General features: G+C 44.9%; 12 protein-coding genes. 3 read left to right on the top strand and 9 right to left on the bottom strand.

Going from position 1 to position 16,591, the window contains the following annotated elements; all coding sequences use genetic code 11:
• Positions 1-740 precede the first annotated feature (740 nt).
• On the bottom strand, positions 741-3,053 hold the full coding sequence (locus C1N53_RS02455; RefSeq protein ID WP_137757816.1) for a glycoside hydrolase family 3 N-terminal domain-containing protein: 2,313 nt from the start codon (positions 3,051-3,053) through the stop codon (positions 741-743).
• 346 nt (positions 3,054-3,399) lie between these two features.
• Here C1N53_RS02455 and C1N53_RS02450 point away from each other — a divergent pair, with 346 nt between their 5' ends.
• From C1N53_RS02450 to trpS, 3 genes are all read left to right on the top strand, one after another.
• Positions 3,400-4,188 (top strand): queuosine precursor transporter, encoded by a 789-nt coding sequence (locus C1N53_RS02450; protein WP_137757815.1) that lies wholly within the window; start codon positions 3,400-3,402, stop codon positions 4,186-4,188.
• A 206-nt stretch (positions 4,189-4,394) separates the two neighbouring features.
• Complete coding sequence (locus tag C1N53_RS02445) at positions 4,395-5,306, top strand: DMT family transporter (RefSeq protein WP_137757814.1); 912 nt, start codon at positions 4,395-4,397, stop codon at positions 5,304-5,306.
• A 113-nt stretch (positions 5,307-5,419) separates the two neighbouring features.
• Positions 5,420-6,394 (top strand): tryptophan--tRNA ligase, encoded by a 975-nt coding sequence (gene trpS / locus C1N53_RS02440; protein ID WP_137757813.1) that lies wholly within the window; start codon positions 5,420-5,422, stop codon positions 6,392-6,394.
• 87 nt (positions 6,395-6,481) lie between these two features.
• Here the strand turns inward: trpS and C1N53_RS02435 are convergent, their stop codons facing one another.
• The 8 genes from C1N53_RS02435 to C1N53_RS02400 all read right to left on the bottom strand — a co-directional run bounded on the left by C1N53_RS02435 (position 6,482) and on the right by C1N53_RS02400 (position 16,585).
• Complete coding sequence (locus C1N53_RS02435) at positions 6,482-7,093, bottom strand: LUD domain-containing protein (protein ID WP_137757812.1); 612 nt, start codon at positions 7,091-7,093, stop codon at positions 6,482-6,484.
• Positions 7,083-8,465 (bottom strand): lactate utilization protein B, encoded by a 1,383-nt coding sequence (locus tag C1N53_RS02430; protein ID WP_137757811.1) that lies wholly within the window; start codon positions 8,463-8,465, stop codon positions 7,083-7,085. Before C1N53_RS02430 ends, C1N53_RS02435 begins: the two co-directional genes overlap by 11 nt.
• Complete coding sequence (locus C1N53_RS02425) at positions 8,462-9,202, bottom strand: (Fe-S)-binding protein (RefSeq protein ID WP_137757810.1); 741 nt, start codon at positions 9,200-9,202, stop codon at positions 8,462-8,464. The genes C1N53_RS02430 and C1N53_RS02425 overlap by 4 nt, the downstream gene beginning before the upstream one ends.
• Positions 9,199-10,587 (bottom strand): FGGY-family carbohydrate kinase, encoded by a 1,389-nt coding sequence (locus C1N53_RS02420; protein ID WP_137757809.1) that lies wholly within the window; start codon positions 10,585-10,587, stop codon positions 9,199-9,201. The genes C1N53_RS02425 and C1N53_RS02420 overlap by 4 nt, the downstream gene beginning before the upstream one ends.
• Before the next feature lies 1 nt (position 10,588).
• On the bottom strand, positions 10,589-11,863 hold the full coding sequence (locus C1N53_RS02415; RefSeq protein WP_137757808.1) for a sugar isomerase: 1,275 nt from the start codon (positions 11,861-11,863) through the stop codon (positions 10,589-10,591).
• An 82-nt stretch (positions 11,864-11,945) separates the two neighbouring features.
• Positions 11,946-14,072: a bifunctional aldolase/short-chain dehydrogenase gene (locus tag C1N53_RS02410; RefSeq protein ID WP_137757807.1), complete on the bottom strand. Its 2,127-nt coding sequence runs from the start codon at positions 14,070-14,072 to the stop codon at positions 11,946-11,948.
• 257 nt (positions 14,073-14,329) lie between these two features.
• The gene (locus C1N53_RS02405; protein ID WP_137757806.1) at positions 14,330-16,045 is read right to left on the bottom strand and encodes a GMC oxidoreductase; all 1,716 of its coding nucleotides are present in this window, start codon (positions 16,043-16,045) and stop codon (positions 14,330-14,332) included.
• Between the two features lie 3 nt (positions 16,046-16,048).
• On the bottom strand, positions 16,049-16,585 hold the full coding sequence (locus C1N53_RS02400; protein ID WP_137757805.1) for a gluconate 2-dehydrogenase subunit 3 family protein: 537 nt from the start codon (positions 16,583-16,585) through the stop codon (positions 16,049-16,051).
• Positions 16,586-16,591 lie beyond the last annotated feature (6 nt).

The following is a 16,591-nucleotide window of genomic DNA, read 5'->3' as shown; positions in this document are numbered from 1 at the left end:
AAAACAAGCTTTTCGCTCTTACCACTAGCATAAAGTCATTATAAAAATACAAAAATTTACATCAGCAACTTTGCATCGGATTTCCCATATATAGACAAGCCATTTGCAGTATTTCCCAAATAAAGACTATAATGTTATAACACAAACCACTGAAATTAGAACAATTCCTATTTCACTCTCACTAATGGATTTTCTACTAATATCACAGGTATCATCAATCCAATAAATGATCCTTAAATAAGTTTTGTAAATAAAATTACATTTAACAAATTTTAAATATTATCACAATTTTATAATTAAAATTGTGATAATATTTATTGAAATATTTAATAAATCAACTAAGTAGTTATGATATAGAATGCTAGCACCACATGCTTCCGATCTGAAATGATTGTTCGCTTACCCGTCGTTATAAAGTCCTCCAAGGATAAAAATACAGAAGCGGTTTATGCTAAAAAGGCAGCTATACATAGGCTGCAAACCCCTTCTTTCATTGACAGCTTCTCTTTTATGCTATAAGATATTATACTACCTAGGTAGGCCTTGCAGCTTTGAATAAGGATAGGTATGGCTTGGGATAATCGCCGGAATTTTAACCAGGTAAAGAGGAAAGCTTTAGCGTGATAAGTTGCAAAGCCGGCTTGTGTTATACAGAACAGATCAATTACATTTCATTTATAAACAAAAAGCCCCGCCACGGTAACATTCACCATAGCGGGGCTTAAAGAAATTATTGAAAACTAGCGGTAATTGATCGTTGTTTTTAGGTCTCCTACCATCAAATCAATGGCTCCAGGCTCTGTAGCCCACTGCCCTTGCTGATTAATAAAAGCAAAGTCTTTCGCAGAAACGGTAAAGCTCACTTCTTTTTCTTCACCAGGCTGCAGCGCAATTTTAGTAAATGCTCTTAATCTCCTGGCACTTGGCGTTACACTGGCGTAGTGTGTACGACTAAACATATCTACAGCCTTCTTACCAGCTCTGCTGCCTGTGTTTTTCACCTTCAGTGTTACACGCACCTGCTCCTCACCACTGAACGTGGTTTTATCTACGCGCAGATCAGACATAGCAAAGGTAGTATAGCTTAAGCCGGTTCCGAAAGCCCACTGCGGGTTAAAGCCCCCTTCACCATAGGTATCCGGCACATCTTCACGAATTCTCTCAGAACCTTTGTGATCATACATAACCACATCACCCGAATAGCGGGGATACGTGAATGGCAGCACGCCATCCGGGTTATAATCGCCAGCCAGAACATCTGCAATGGCAGGTCCACCAAAAGTAGCTGGTCTGTAAGCCAGTAGAACAGCATCAGCCAAAGGCTCTACAGAAGAGATTACCCTTGGCCTTCCCTCCAGAAGTACCAGTATTACAGGCTTACCTGTTTCTTTGGCAGCTCTTACCAAAGCCAACTGGTTTTCTTCCAGGTTCAGGTCATCAATCACGCCCGGGCTTTCTGCATAGGCTTTCTCTCCGATACAAAGCACAATAGCCTGCGCCTGCTTCGCATCTCGTTTAAGTTGCGCCACATTGTAATTAGCAGCAGCTTTAAAATCGGCAACCGAACTGGAAATAACATTTCCTCTGCCCATTTTCTCTGTTAAAGCAGCCACTACTGTTTTCGCCTTAGCCGGATATTTGCTCTCGTCAGTTCCCTGCCAGATGTAAGACCAGCTGCCATGCAGCGATGTTAGTGTATTGGCGGCAGGACCGGCTACCAGTATTTTAGCATTCTTTTTCAACGGCAGTACCTGCTTCTCGTTTTTAAGCAGGGTTAAGCTTTCCAACGAAGCCTGGTAAGCTACTTTATCATATTCCGGCTTCTGTACCTGCGCTCTCAGATCAGCCACCGGATAAGCATTTTCAAACAGACCCAGCTTCTTTTTCAGCGTTAAAATACGTCCTGCTGAAAGGTTTAAACGCTCTTCCGATATAGTGCCCTCTTTTACCAGCTCTACCAGCAGATCATAAAAAGAATAATCTACCGGCACCATGCTCATGTCCAGACCGGCTTCTACAGCAATTCTCACCGCCTCTTTTGGTGTGGAAGCCACACGATGGCGGGTATGTAAGCGGATCACATCTTCCCAGTCGGATACTGCTACGCCCTCGAAACCAAGTTCGCCCCGCAGCACCTCTGTTAAAAGATATTTACTGCCATGCACCGGCACACCGTTTACCTCTCCTGAGTTGATCATAACCGTAGAAGCTCCGGCCTCTACAGCTGCCTTAAAAGGTGGCAAAAAGATTTCACGCAGCATGGTTTCCGGAATATAAGAAGGCGTACGGTCTTTACCTGTAGCAGGAGCCGAATAACCCAGGTAGTGCTTCATACAAGATGCTACCGTTGTAGGCTGGTTTAAACCATCCTGCTCATATCCTGTGATAGCGGCTGTTCCCATGGTTTTAACCATAAACACATCCTCTCCAAAAGTTTCTTCGAAGCGCGGCCATAGTGGCTGACGCCCCACGTCCAGTACCGGGTCGAAGTTCCATGGAATACCGGAGGCTCTTGTTTCAGCAGCAGTAATCTTTGCCGCCTCGTGTACCAGCGAAGGATTACGGGTAGCCGACATGCCTATATTATGCGGAAAAAGCGTAGAGCCAGCCAGGTAGTTGGAACCATGAATCGCATCGATACCGTAAATTACCGGAATGCTACGCGCTGTTTCTTTAGTAGCAACATCCTGTATAGCTGTAATAATCGGGTGCCACTCCTCCAGGGTATAGGCACGGCCTTTTACATTCAGGATAGAACCTACATGTTTTTCAACAATTGCCCTGCGAAGTTTAGCGGGATCAATTTCCGTCGCTGAGTTATCCTTCAGAATAAGATCGATCGTTACCTGAGTCATCTGTCCGGCTTTTTCCTCAATGGTCATCCTGGACAGCAAATCCTCAATATCAGGATCAAATTTTGGAGCGGGTGCAGTTGCTGCCTGCGCTGCTGCTTCGGTTGTAGTACCTTGGGCAGACTGGTTTGCCTGCTGAGATACACCGCATGCATGCAGGCAGAGCACAGCCAGTACTAGTACAGGTGTGGATATCTTCATAAGTTTGAATAATGTTAATAATAGGAATATAGTTCTTGTATAGCCTTACTCACTTTTACAGCAAGCAAGTGCCAGCAAATGTATCATAAATGGGCTAGGATATATTCTGCATCCTTTAGAAAGATACATTTGATAACCTAGAATGATACATTTGATACACCTCCTGCCACTCTTTTACGAAAGTACCGCCTCCTTGCTCTGTTCCTTGCTAAGTAATCACTCACCAGAAATATTTTCCGGATTTACCACTTTGTATTTATAGAGAAAACAATATTTTATACTTTTGAAAGATAAAGCAAAGGCTCCCTCAGGAGCGGTAACAGATTTTTCCTTTAGAAAAACAGCTATGGCTTCTATTTCAGAAAAAGAAAAAAAGCGCACGCACCTCTTCCTGGTGCTCAGTGGCATATTTATAGCAAATGCCTTACTGGCAGAACTAATAGGGGTAAAGATTTTTTCAGGTGAGGCCGTATTTGGGTTACCCGGTGCACATATTCCTATCTTTGGCTCTGAGCTGGACTTTAACTTATCGGCTGGCGTGATGATCTGGCCTGTAGTATTTATTACCACAGATATTATTAATGAATACTTTGGAAAAGAGGGTGTAAAAAAGGTAAGTATCCTAACAGTGCTGCTTATTTTATATGCCTTTTTAGTGATTACGGTTGTAACCGGCTTACCTCCTGCTCAGTTCTGGCTGGAGGTAAACAGCACCGATAGCCAGGGAAATGCCTTTAATATCGACTTTGCTTTTAACAGCATTTACAGGCAAGGCCTGGGAATCATTATTGGCTCTGTTATCGCTTTTATTGTTTCTCAGTTTCTGGATGCTACGGTTTTTCATTGGCTGCGGCGTTTTACGGGCAGCAAGAAGATATGGCTACGGGCAACTGGTTCTACCTTGGTGTCGCAACTGATCGATAGCTTTGTCGTGCTCTTTATCGCCTTCTACTTTTTTGGAAACTGGAGCCTGACGCAGGTATTTTCTGTAGCAGCCTTAAATTATATGTACAAATTTTTTGTGGCTGTAGCTTTAACTCCAATTTTATATGTGGCACATTACCTCATAGATAGCTACCTGGGCCATAAAGAAACAACAGAACTTATAGAAGAGGCAGCCGTCGAAAGCAAGTAGAAATGCCCGCATCATTTTTATTTTGCCTCAACTTACCGTAGATTTGCGGGCTTATTTACAATAATGCCTGCACATTTAGCACATACACAGATTTTTATTACCGGTTACGAGTTACACGATTTCTAACCAATCCTCCCTTTCCACCCATCTCAGCAGTGGCCAAGGTTACTGCTATCATTTCATTTACTATCATTTAAAGAACAATTATGTTCAGGGGAATTTTATTGGTTTTTCTCGGAGCTTGTAGCTTCGGTATACTTTCAACGTTTGTAAAATTAGCCTATAAAGAAGGCTTTAGCTTGGGAGAAGTAACAGGCTCGCAGGTATTTTTCGGAGCAGTTGTTCTATGGTCAGTTGTATTGCTTCGGCAGGTTGTGCGTAAAGCACCTAAAAAGGTTAAGGCTAAAGACGCACTTAAATTAGTGGCTATGGGCACCAGTACGGGCCTGGTAAGCCTTCTGTACTATAAATGTGTGCAAACCGTTCCGGCTTCCATTGCAATACTGTTGCTTATGCAGTTTACATGGATGAGCCTTGTACTGGAGTCTATTCGGAAAAAGAAACTTCCGTCTGCCATACAGTTGCTTACCGTGTTATTCATTTTAGCAGGCACCGTGCTGGCGGGGCGTGTTTTCTCTGCGGGAGCAGAGGATTATGACCTTGCAGGTATCGTGTATGGCTTGCTGGCCGGTTTTAGCTATGCGCTTTTTCTCCTGATCAACAATGCAGCTGGTAATCACCTGCATCCGACAACCAAAAGTGCGCTCTTATTAACGGGTGCCTGTGTGCTTATCTTCTCTGTTTTTCCTCCTGTGTTTCTAACAAGTGGGGCACTGGCAAACGGGCTGTTTAAGTGGGGCATTTTATTATCGCTATTTGGCACTGTTATACCACCCCTGTTTTTTGCTTATGGTATTCCCCACACAGGGCTTGGTTTAGGAGCCATTTTAAGTGCTGCCGAGCTTCCGGTGGCTGTGCTTATGTCCAGTATTATTTTACAGGAACAGGTATCACTTCTGCAATGGACTGGCGTTGCTGTTATTTTAACTGCTATTGTGGTTTCGAACTACTATACTATGCTCAGAAATAAAACAGCGTTGCAGCACCGTGAAGCTTAACCGTGTATGACTGGAGCATAAGCTGCAGGAGCTTATTTCTACTGATTTAGCCTGATATTTCCTTTCCTCTTCAATTTACTTTACTTTGCAATAAAAACAGAGATACACCAACTATGGCACGCTACCTTACCGGCATCCAGAGTACAGGCAGACCTCATTTAGGAAACCTGCTGGGAGCTATTATACCTGCAATTGAGCTTTCGAAATCTTCAGATGAGGAGGCTTTATTTTTTATTGCTGATTTACACTCACTTACGACCATACGCGATGCAGAACTGCTTCGCCACAATACTTATTCTGTTGCCGCTGCCTGGCTTGCCTTCGGCTTTGATACCGATAAGCACGTATTTTACCGCCAGTCCGATGTGCCTATGGTTACAGAGCTTACCTGGTACCTGAACTGCTTTGCTCCGTTTCCGATGTTAGCGAATGCGCATTCTTTTAAAGATAAATCGAGCCGCAGGGGCTTATCGGATGTTAACGCCGGTTTATTTACTTACCCGGTATTGATGGCCGCCGATATCCTGATGTACGATGCCAACATTGTACCCGTAGGCAAAGACCAGGTGCAGCACCTCGAAATTACACGGGATATTGCCAGCTCGTTTAACCACCACTTCGGGGAAACCTTTGTTTTGCCGGAAGCCAAAATAGATGAAACCGTGATGACTGTACCGGGTACAAACGGCGAAAAAATGAGCAAGTCTTACGGCAACATTATCGACATATTTTTGCCAGACAAGCAGCTACGTAAAGCTATTATGAGCATTGTAACCGATAGCACTGCCCTGGAAGAACCTAAAGACCCGGATACAGACACTACTTTTAAGCTTTACAGTCTGTTGGCTACTACTGAAGAGACAGCTGCAATGCGCCAAAACTACCTGAATGGCGGTTATGGCTACGGACATGCCAAGCAGGCGCTTTACGAGCTGGTTCTCCGCAAGTATGCCAAAGAAAGAGAGCTGTTTAACTATTACATGGAGAATTTACCGGAAATAGATAAAAGACTTCTAGAGGGAGCAGCCAAAGCCAAAGCTATTGCTGCTCCGGTTCTGCAAAGGGTAAGGCAGAAGATTGGATATTAAACAGCCTAATAGAAGAAGCCTTTTAACTTTATTATATCTAAATTAAAAGGCTTCTTCTATTAAATTTTATCTAATTATAGTCACAAGCTACATTTCTCTTTCTTTCAGGTCCTCATTTATAATAAAAATGGTAAGCGTCCTCGGTCCATGTGCCCCAAGCACCAGCGATTGCTCTATATCAGCTGTTTTGGAAGGGCCCGCTATAAAGGTACCGAAGCTATAGTTGGCATTCCCGATCTTATTATAAGCATTGTGCATAAGTGGCACAATTTCCTGTCTCGGAACAATCAGCGCCAGATGCTGGCAAATAAAAGGCAATACTCTTTGGGGCAGTTGATCTTCTGTTATCCATAAGGCACTATTCTCGGCTACACCAAAATGCGCCTGCAGAATAGCCAAGTCTATATTTTCTAAAGTATGCGGATCTATATCAAATGGCAGAGCAACTTCAGCAAAATCTAAAAACCGGGAATAACTGGAAACTACTCGCCGGGCATCTTTATACTCCTGTCGTAAAATTTCCTTTATCTCCTCCAGGCTTTCCACCTCAAAAACCTTACTGCCTATGCCTACAGCCACTGTAGAAAACTTTTTAGCCAAATCTACAGCTTCCGATAAAAATGTCGGAATTTCAGGCATTGCAACAAGTGCAGGCTGATTCCTGGCTACGGCTGCTAGAATTCTGTCTCTACTGTTCATTTTTCTTTCTGTTTTTCCGGTACCATTCGCCAAAAGATTCTTTTGGCGGTACTGGCATTTCGCGCTGCTTGTACCAGGGGTTCAGCTGGTTGTTAACCGTGAAGGGTGCATTCTTCAGGAGCCACCGGCCAGCTTTACCTGCAGACTGGAAAGCAGCAGGCGAGGCAAAAGTCTGTGTCATCAGTTTCATGCCCATGCCTTTCTTTTTATCGGCATAGCCTTCTTTTACAATTACCTGTCGCCATTTATACAACTGATCATGTATATCTATCTTTACCGGGCAAACATTGGAGCAGGAACCGCACAGCGTTGAGGCAAAAGGCAGGTCAGCATTCTTGTGCATATCCAGATTAGGAGCCAGAATGGCACCTATAGGTCCAGCCACAGCATTGTGGTAGCTATGCCCGCCACTTCTCCTGTACACGGGGCATGTATTCATACAGGCACCACACCGAATGCATTTCAGCGAGTTCCTAAAATCTTCTCTGCCAAGCTGGGTGCTACGGCCATTATCTACCAATACCATATGTATCTCATGCCCTGGTCTCGGCTTTCTAAAATGGCTCGAATACGTGGTAATAGGCTGGCCTGTAGCACTGCGAGCCAATAACCGAAGAAACACCCCTAGATGCTCCCGTTTCGGAATCAGCTTTTCGATGCCCATACAGGCAATGTGTACATCAGCCAGATGAGTCCCCATATCAGCATTCCCTTCGTTTGTACATACTATAAATTCTCCTGTTTCTGCCACAGCAAAATTGACGCCTGTAAGTGCTGCACGTCGTGTTATAAACACTTCGCGCAAATGATGGCGGGCTGTCTCTGTCAATACCTGCGGATCTGCCATACCTGCCGGTGATCCCAGGTGCTCATGAAATATCTCTCCTATCTCTTCTTTCTTTTTATGAATACAGGGAAGTACAATATGGCTAGGAGGCTCCTTTGCCAGCTGCACAATACGTTCACCCAGATCAGAATCAATCACCTCTACCCCGTGTTGCTCCAGGTAGTCGTTCAGGTGGCATTCCTCGGTAAGCATCGATTTGCTTTTCACCATACGGTTCACACCATGCTGTTGAAGTATAGAAAGGACGATCTGATTATGCTCCACTGCATCAGCAGCCCAATGTACGGTAATGCCATTTGCTTTGGCATTCGCTTCAAACTGCTCCAGGTAATCGTGCAGGTTGGAGAGAACATGCTGTTTTATTCCTGATGCAGTTTCACGCAGCAACTCCCAATCTGGTATGGCATGAGCAGCTCTATCACGCTTCTGCCTGACAAACCAGAGTGTTTCATCATGCCAGTTAACCCTCGGCTCATCTATATTAAACTGTTCCGCTAACGTAGCATGATCTTTTACCTCTTTCATAGCTCCTGTGCGTTTAATATTTCAGCTATATGCAGCACCTTCACATTACTTTTCTGCCTGCGCAGAATTCCTTCCATGTGCATCAGGCAGCTCATGTCGGCCCCGGTGATATAGGCAGCCTCATGCTGCAGATGATCGGCCACACGGTCTTTTCCCATTTTAACAGATACTGCTTCCTCGGCCACACAAAACGTACCACCAAAGCCACAGCATTCATCCTGGCGGGTAAGCGGAATCAGTTCCAGTCCCTGCACCATGTTGAGGAATTGTTCAGGTTTTGAAAAAGCTGGTGCCACAACTTCTGACATCTGCGAAAGTTTTAGTCCTCTTTGCCCATGGCAGCTCTGGTGCAGCCCTACCTTGTGCGGAAAACTTGCCTCTAGCTTTTCTACTTGCAGAACATCCGTCAGGAATTCTATTAATTCATACACTTTCCCTCGAATAGCGGCTGCATCAGCAGGGTGTTTATCAGAATGCAGGTGATCCTTCAAATGAAGTACACAACTTCCCGAAGGGGCTACTATGTAATCGAATTCCTTAAAGTTCTGGATAAACAGTTCGTTGCTTTCTTTGGTGAGATGTTCGTACCCTGAGTTGGCCATAGGTTGGCCACAGCAGGTTTGCCTGAGCGGGTATACTACTTCTACACCTAACTTCTCCAACAGCTCAAGGGTAGCAACAGCAGCTCTTGGATAAAACTGATCAACGTAACAAGGTATAAAAAGACCTATTCTCATAGTTTGGCATCATGCGTTACAGCATAATATTTTAATTCTATTAAGTCGTTCGGCAATGGCTTTGTGTTCCAGTGGCTATGGATAGCCAATGCCGTACCCAGTGCGGTAGCCTGGGCCATAGAGGCAGCAAAGATCTCCTTCTCCGGGTAGAAATGTGCCAGCAGGTTCATATAAATTGCATTCTTACTGAATCCGCCGTCTACAAAAATTCGCTGCACAGATGTACCGGCCACGACCAATTGTGTGGACTCAACCTGCTGCTTTACCAGGCCATACATTAACTGGTGATATGCTTCCTCTGCAGAGCTAAAAGCAGCAAGATCCTTTTGTGCAAAAGAAGTAGCTAATGATAAGCCCCGTATTGTTTCAGGCTTCTGCTCATACTCCGACTGAAGCTGATCTAAAATTTCAGGATTGAAGGCAACAGATTTGTAGAAGCCTTCTTCTTGGTTAAAATACGCAGCAATCCGCTTTACCTCTTGCTCATGCAGATAGCCTCCAAAAAACCTGGAGGCTTTTACAGATTTGGCTCTATAATGCATGTAGCAAAGACAATCCTGCTCCAGCTCGCTTTCGGTAAGAGGTATGGTATTAAAAGGATTTAGGGTAATGCACCAGGTACCGGTAGAGATAAGGGCAAAGGGCTCATGAAAACTCACGAGATACGGGATAAGCGCAGCTGAACTATCATGCAGGCCTACGCCCACAGCATACTTTTTACCCAGGAAAGAAGCAGGCACTACCGTATCAGAAGAGACAAGCGGGGCCAGCTTTTCCAGCACGCCCTCCTGTTCAACCCAGGTATGGTAAGTTTCTGTATCGAAATTCCAGAGACTGGTATGGCAACCAATGCTGGTAATATCAGAAAATGGCTGGCCCGAAAGCAGGCAACTCAGGTACTGCGGCAGGTGCAGCGCAAACTTCACTTTTTTGAATAGCTCCGGCCTTTCGTGCTTCAGGCGGTATATCTGCAAACCTGAATTCAGGCTGGCTAAAACAGGCGAGGCAGTTTCTTTAGATACCCTCTTCTCACCACCATAAGTACTATAGAACTGCCTCTGCAGCTGTTCCGGATAAGCCTTCAGGTAACTGTAAAGAGCACAAAGTGGTTTGCCCTCCCCGTCAATATACACCAGACTGGCCCCATAGGCAGAGAAGTTGATAGCCTTTATGTCGTATTTCTGATACCTTAACACTTCCTGCAAGCAATCAAAAACAGATTGCCTCAGGTTCTCCAGGCTTTCACAGGGTTCTCCATCCTCATCCACTGTCTCTTTAAAACGTGCCGATTTCTCATACACAATTTGATAGTCCTCATCAAGGAGAAACAGCTTTTTGTTTGTTTTCCCTACATCAAAAATAGCGACAACCGGTATCTTTTGCATACTATAAACCAGAGGCTACTGTTTTTAAACCACGTTCACGAATCAGGTTCTCTCTCACTTTAAGCTGGCGGTATAGTTGTAATGGCCTTACTGCCCCACCGGCTCTTAGCTGCGCTTCCGCCACCAGCGGACGCACATCGGTACGGAAAGCATCCTGCAGAATTTCCTGGCATCGCACTACATCGTTTACCTGCTGCGCCTCTGCCAGTGCTGTTCTGTCCACGAGCAAAGCCTGTGCATAAGCCAGCATAATAGCCTCCACCGACTGTAATAGATCTTCCAGCGGGTCTTTTACATTATGAGCTGCATCTATCATCCAACCCAAATCTTTGGCATGATTCATTCCTCTTGCATCCATACCTGCTACTAATTCATTAAATATCAGAAAAAGCTGATAGGGCTTGATGCTGCCGGTTGTCAGGTCATCATCGCTGTACTTGGAGTCGTTGAAGTGGAATCCTCCTAATTTCCCCTCCATCAGCAGCAGTGCTACAATCTGCTCAATATTAGCATTAGGCAGGTGATGCCCGAGGTCAACCAACGTATAGGCTTTCGGCCCCAGCTTATTTGCCATTAGCAGCGACTGGCCCCAGTCGCCAATGGTAGTGGAGTAAAAGTTTGGTTCAAAGGCCTTATACTCCACGTACATTTTCCAATTATCCGGCATGGCTGCATACACCTCCTCCAGGCTTTCCAGCGTATTCTGGAAAGCTTTTCTGAAGTTCAATTGTCCCGGGAAACAGGAACCATCTGATAGCCATACCGTCAGAGATTCAGACCCAAGCTCTATGCCATGCCGGATTACTTCTATATTATGCTCCACCGCCTGCCTGCGCACCGCCTTATCAACATGCTGCATAGAACCAAATTTGTAACTGTACTGCTGGTCTGGCTGATCCTGGAAAGTATTTGAATTAACAGCATCAAATTTAAGCCCGTGCTGAGCAGCCAAGGATTTGATTGCCTGGTAATTCTGCGGAATATCCCACGGAATATGCAGAGAAATAGCACCGCTGGAACGGTTTAAGCTGTGTAGCAGTCCCACGTCTTCTATTTTCTCTTCGAGTGTTCCCGGCTCACCACCTCCAGAAAAACGGCCAAAGCGGGTACCTCCTGTACCTAGAGCCCAACTTGGGATAGCGATCTGAAAATCTACCAGCTTTTGCAGTACATCATCCAAGTTAGAGACAGAGGCTGCAGCAAACTCATACCGGCTACTGTGCTCTTTAGAAAGATGGTGATTAAACTCATCTATTTTATATTTTTCGATTTGCATACTAATATCAGACTAAATATGACACTTCTTTAAGCGGTATCGCGACAGGGGAACTGTCTGAATTACCTTCCCTTTCAGTTTTCTAGCGGGCAAAGGCCATTGCCACACCACCGTCTACATTCAGCATATTCCCTGTCGATTTATGCAGGAGGCCTCCTACAAAAGCGAAACAGGCATTGGCAATATCTTCAGGCAGAATGATTTGGCCGAGTAAGGTACGCTTAGCATAAAATGCAGGCAGTTCTTCTACAGTTATACCATAAGCTTTGGCACGGCCTTCGGCCCAGCCCCCGGCCCAGATGTTGCTGTCACTGATCACTGCGTCCGGGTTTACAACATTCACTCTAATGCCATCTCCACCCAACTCGGCTGCATTCAGCCTACTCAGGTGTAGCTGTGCCGCTTTGGCTGAGCCATATCCCGCATTGTTCGGACCAGAAACCAAGGCATTCTTACTCACGATGTTCAGCACATCACCACCTATATCCTGCTTGCGCATTATTTCTGTAGCTGCCTGTGTTACCATAAACTGCCCTTTTACCAGCACATCGTAGAGCAGATCCCAATCTTTATCGGTATGTTCCGCAATGGATTTTGAGATAGAGAGGCCGGCATTATTTACAACAATATCTACTCCGCCGAAAGCCAGGGCTGCTACATTGAATGCCTCCTGAATCTGATCGCGCTTTGTTACGTCCAATACTGCCGTGGCATAGGTGTCTTTACCATATTGACTTTTAAATTCTTCCCCTGCTCCATGTAGGCGCTCTTCATTCATGTCGTTGAGTACTACTACGGCACCCTCTTCCACAAACTTTTTGGCAATAGCCTTACCGATACCACCTGCACTACCTGTTATGAGAGCTATTTTTCCAGAAAGTGCTTTTGGCTTTGGCATGCGCTGTAGTTTTGCTTCCTCCAGCAACCAGTATTCAATATCGAACGCTTCCTGGCGGGGAAGAGAGGTATACTCTGAAACGGCTTCAGCTCCCTTCATGACATTAATCGCATTGATATAGAATTCTGAAGCTACGCGGGTGGTTTGTTTATCCTTGGAAAACGAAAACATACCTACGCCCGGATATAATATGATAACAGGATTGGTATCGCGGATAGCAGGGCTGTTGGCGTGTTTGCAGCTTTCGTAATACGTAGTGTACATCTGGCGATAGGCCTCAAAAGCAGGAGATAACTTTTCTTTCACTGCTTTTACATCGGATAGATCTTCATCCGGCTTCAGGTCCAATACCAACGGACTAATTTTAGTACGCAGGAAATGGTCAGGGCAGCTTGTTCCCATTGGTGCCAGTCTTTCCAGGTCATTGGAGTTGATAAACTCCAGTACACGGACATCGTCAGTAAAGTGCCCTACCATATGTCTTTCAATGGAGCAGAAACCTCTGAGAATTGGGGCAAGGGCAGCAGCCTGCTTTTTACGACCTTCTGCCTCTAAACTCTGAATTTTAGCGCCACCAAACACAGGACCTTTCTTGCCATAGTTCTCTTTAAGGTATTCGGCACAGCGCTCAATCACCTCCAGCGTATTCATATAGCTTTCGTAGGCGGTATCACCCCAGGTGAAAAGGCCATGAGAGCCAAGCATGATGCCACGAATACCCGGGTTCTCATCCAGGCACTGGCGTAGCTGCAAGCCAAGGTCGAAGCCCGGTCTTTGCCAGTCTACCCAACCGATACTTCCGCCAAACAACTCTTCTGTGATTTTTTTTCCATCTTTTGCAGCGGCAATAGCAATAGCGGCATCGGGGTGCAAGTGATCTATATGGTTAAAGGGCAGGAAGCCATGCAATGGAGTATCTATAGATGGCGCTTTAGAACTAAGATCGAAGATACAGTGATTAAACAGCTCCACCATCTCGTCTTCCTGCTCAATACCTCTGTATACATTTTTCAGGCTTCTTAACTTATCAACATACAAAGCTGCCAAACCACTACGTTTTAAAGTACCAAGGTCACCGCCCGAGCCCTTTACCCACATCACTTCTGTTTCCTCACCTGTGAGCGGATCTTTAGCCATTGCTTTGCAGGAGGTGTTACCGCCTCCGTAGTTAGTTAACCTTAGGTCAGCTCCCAGCAGGTTAGACCTGTATATTAATAGCCCTACTTCGTCTCCGGCCAGTTTAGCGGCTTCTTCTTCGTCCCATAGGTAGCTTACATGCTTGAACGTTGTGTTTGCTGTAATCTCTGACATATAGCTTATCTTTTAATTTCACCTTATTTCCAATCACTCCTTTTGCCGGAGCCGTACATTATTTTTGCCACAGCTAAGGGCATAGAATATCCTGTTTACCCCCTGTTATGCTGTTCAAAGTATTTGATTAACTCCGAACTAATCACATAAACAGGTGAGTAATTATGTCTCAATATATAATTCAGGATTATAGCATCTGTCATGCACTGTACTGCTTACTGTTAAATTTTGCACCTTTCAGTAAGAAATACAGGCTTTTACAAATTACCCTTTTTCATTTCATTAACAGCAAAATCCACAGCCCTAGCTGTAAGTGCCATATAGGTTAAAGAAGGATTCTGGGTAGAGGTAGAAGTCATGCATGAACCGTCCGTTACAAATACATTTTTGCAGGCATGCAGTTGGTTGTGCTTATTGAGCATTGAGGTTTGGGGATCGTGCCCCATGCGCACACCACCCATTTCATGTATATCCAAGCCGGGAGCCTGCTTCGAATCGGTTGTTTTTATGTTTGTAAAACCGGCTTTAGTAAACATATCTGTAAACTGCTCATGATAATCGGCAATCATCTTCTCGTCGTTATCGTCATAAGCCATCGAAATGTTCAGCAGGGGCACACCCCAATCATCTTTTTTGCTTTTATCCAGGCTGACACGACTTTCTTCTTTCGGAATTGTTTCACCCATCATATGTGAGCCGACTCTCCATATGCCTAGTTTTGGGTTCAGCAAGCGTGACTTCAAATCAGCACCAAAGCCAGAGCGATCTTCTTCAAAATAGCGCTTAGCACTAAAACCGGCCGCATAGCCTCTCAGAAAATCTGTCTCCTGTTTATACAAGTTACGGAAGCGCGGTACATAACCTCCAGCTGCCGGGTTCCGGCCATCGGTAGTATACTCCAGCAGCCCCTCATACTCTGCCGTAACCCTGGCTCTATAGTTATGGAAAGCAACATACTTACCCAGTACGCCACTATCGTTTCCTAAACCATTTGGAAATCTGCCGGAGACTGAGTTTAAAAGAATCTGATTCGTATTAAGGGCCGATGCATTTACAAAGATGATATCAGCATAAAATTCTACCGCCTCTTTTGAATTTGCATCTATTATACGAACACCACTTGCTTTGCCAGCCTTATCATCATAGAGAATAGACTCTACTACAGAATAAGGGCGAAGTGTTAAATTACCTGTTCTTTGGGCCCATGGAATGGTAGAGGCATTGCTACTGAAATAACCACCAAACGGACAGCCTCTCTGGCAAAGTGTTCTGTTCTGGCACTGTGCCCTGCCCTGCTCCAGGTGAACAGGCTGTGGTTTTGAAAGATGGGCACAACGGGCACTGATCACATGCCTGTCGTTAAATTTGCTTTTCAGCTGCTGTTTAAAGTGATCTTCTACAGAGTTAAGCGGGTAAGCAGGTAAAAATTCTCCGTCGGGTAGTTGTGGAAGCCCATCATTATTACCGGATATACCTGCAAATTTCTCTACATAGCTATACCAGGGGGCAATATCTTTATACCGAATAGGCCAGTCTACTGCGAACCCATCTCTGGCAGGGCCTTCAAAATCAAAATCACTCCAGCGTTGTGTCTGCCTGGCCCACAACAATGACTTACCTCCAACCTGGTAACCACGGATCCAATCGAATGGCTTTTCCTGTACATAAGGTTGTTCGGTATCTTTCACAAAGAAATGCATGGCATCTTCACGGAAGGCATAGCAGCGGCTTATAACCGGATTCGCCTGTTTTATATCCTGCGGAATCTCGAGCCTGTGCTCAAATTCATATGGATACATATTAGTAGTTGGATAATCTTTCAGGTGCTTTACATCGCGCCCTCTTTCCAGTAGCAAGGTTTTTAAGCCCTTCTCGGTTAATTCTTTGGCTGCCCACCCCCCACTTATACCTGATCCAATTACAATGGCATCGTAGGTACGTTGTTTTACGCTTTCAGTATTTAAATTCGCCATAGCTTAACTTACTAATGCTTTATTTGCCGGAAAATAACCATTGTACCTGGCCGGTATCAGTTCATATACCCGTAGCTCCGTCATCACAACTTTAGAATTCAGGTATCCTTTTATGGTTTGATCTTTCATTATTTTGTAAAAAGCCAGTACATCCTCCGGTGCATTCCTGGCTTCTAGTTTTGTCAGTATCTCTTGTCGCTGCTTCGGATTACACGCCGTAAAAGAGGCCCCAAACTGTTTTTGTGTCAGCTCTTCGAATTGTTTTAATCCGTTCATAAAAGCTTTCTGCTCCTTCTCCTCCTGGCAATCATCCAGCATTTTTAAAACAAACAGGTGCAGGCCCATTTGCTTAGCTCCAGGTGTGTCTGTTTGAGGAATAATTGTTTCAGCTACCTCTGCCAATAACTTTTCCTGATCTTCTGAAACCGAAAGATTGTTTAGCAGAACAGAAGCCTTTCTTTCCTCGGTTATGCAGGAAGGCAAAATCATTACCCCCCCTGTAAAAAATAGCAGGCTCTTTACAACAGAACGCCTTCTCATATCTAC

It is taken from the genome of Pontibacter sp. SGAir0037, assembly GCF_005491705.1.
Lineage (GTDB): Bacteria > Bacteroidota > Bacteroidia > Cytophagales > Hymenobacteraceae > Pontibacter.
Note: the sequence above shows the minus strand (reverse complement) of the source record. Positions and strands in the feature narration are given on the sequence as shown.

Excerpts from the sequence above, each read along its gene's own strand:
- C1N53_RS02455 (WP_137757816.1), bottom strand. The coding sequence starts at position 3,053 with ATGAAGATATCCACACCTGTACTAGTACTGGCTGTGCTCTGCCTGCAT.
- C1N53_RS02450 (WP_137757815.1), top strand. The coding sequence starts at position 3,400 with ATGGCTTCTATTTCAGAAAAAGAAAAAAAGCGCACGCACCTCTTCCTG.
- C1N53_RS02445 (WP_137757814.1), top strand. The coding sequence starts at position 4,395 with ATGTTCAGGGGAATTTTATTGGTTTTTCTCGGAGCTTGTAGCTTCGGT.
- trpS (WP_137757813.1), top strand. The coding sequence starts at position 5,420 with ATGGCACGCTACCTTACCGGCATCCAGAGTACAGGCAGACCTCATTTA.
- C1N53_RS02435 (WP_137757812.1), bottom strand. The coding sequence starts at position 7,093 with ATGAACAGTAGAGACAGAATTCTAGCAGCCGTAGCCAGGAATCAGCCT.
- C1N53_RS02430 (WP_137757811.1), bottom strand. The coding sequence starts at position 8,465 with ATGAAAGAGGTAAAAGATCATGCTACGTTAGCGGAACAGTTTAATATA.
- C1N53_RS02425 (WP_137757810.1), bottom strand. The coding sequence starts at position 9,202 with ATGAGAATAGGTCTTTTTATACCTTGTTACGTTGATCAGTTTTATCCA.
- C1N53_RS02420 (WP_137757809.1), bottom strand. The coding sequence starts at position 10,587 with ATGCAAAAGATACCGGTTGTCGCTATTTTTGATGTAGGGAAAACAAAC.
- C1N53_RS02415 (WP_137757808.1), bottom strand. The coding sequence starts at position 11,863 with ATGCAAATCGAAAAATATAAAATAGATGAGTTTAATCACCATCTTTCT.
- C1N53_RS02410 (WP_137757807.1), bottom strand. The coding sequence starts at position 14,072 with ATGTCAGAGATTACAGCAAACACAACGTTCAAGCATGTAAGCTACCTA.
- C1N53_RS02405 (WP_137757806.1), bottom strand. The coding sequence starts at position 16,045 with ATGGCGAATTTAAATACTGAAAGCGTAAAACAACGTACCTACGATGCC.
- C1N53_RS02400 (WP_137757805.1), bottom strand. The coding sequence starts at position 16,585 with ATGAGAAGGCGTTCTGTTGTAAAGAGCCTGCTATTTTTTACAGGGGGG.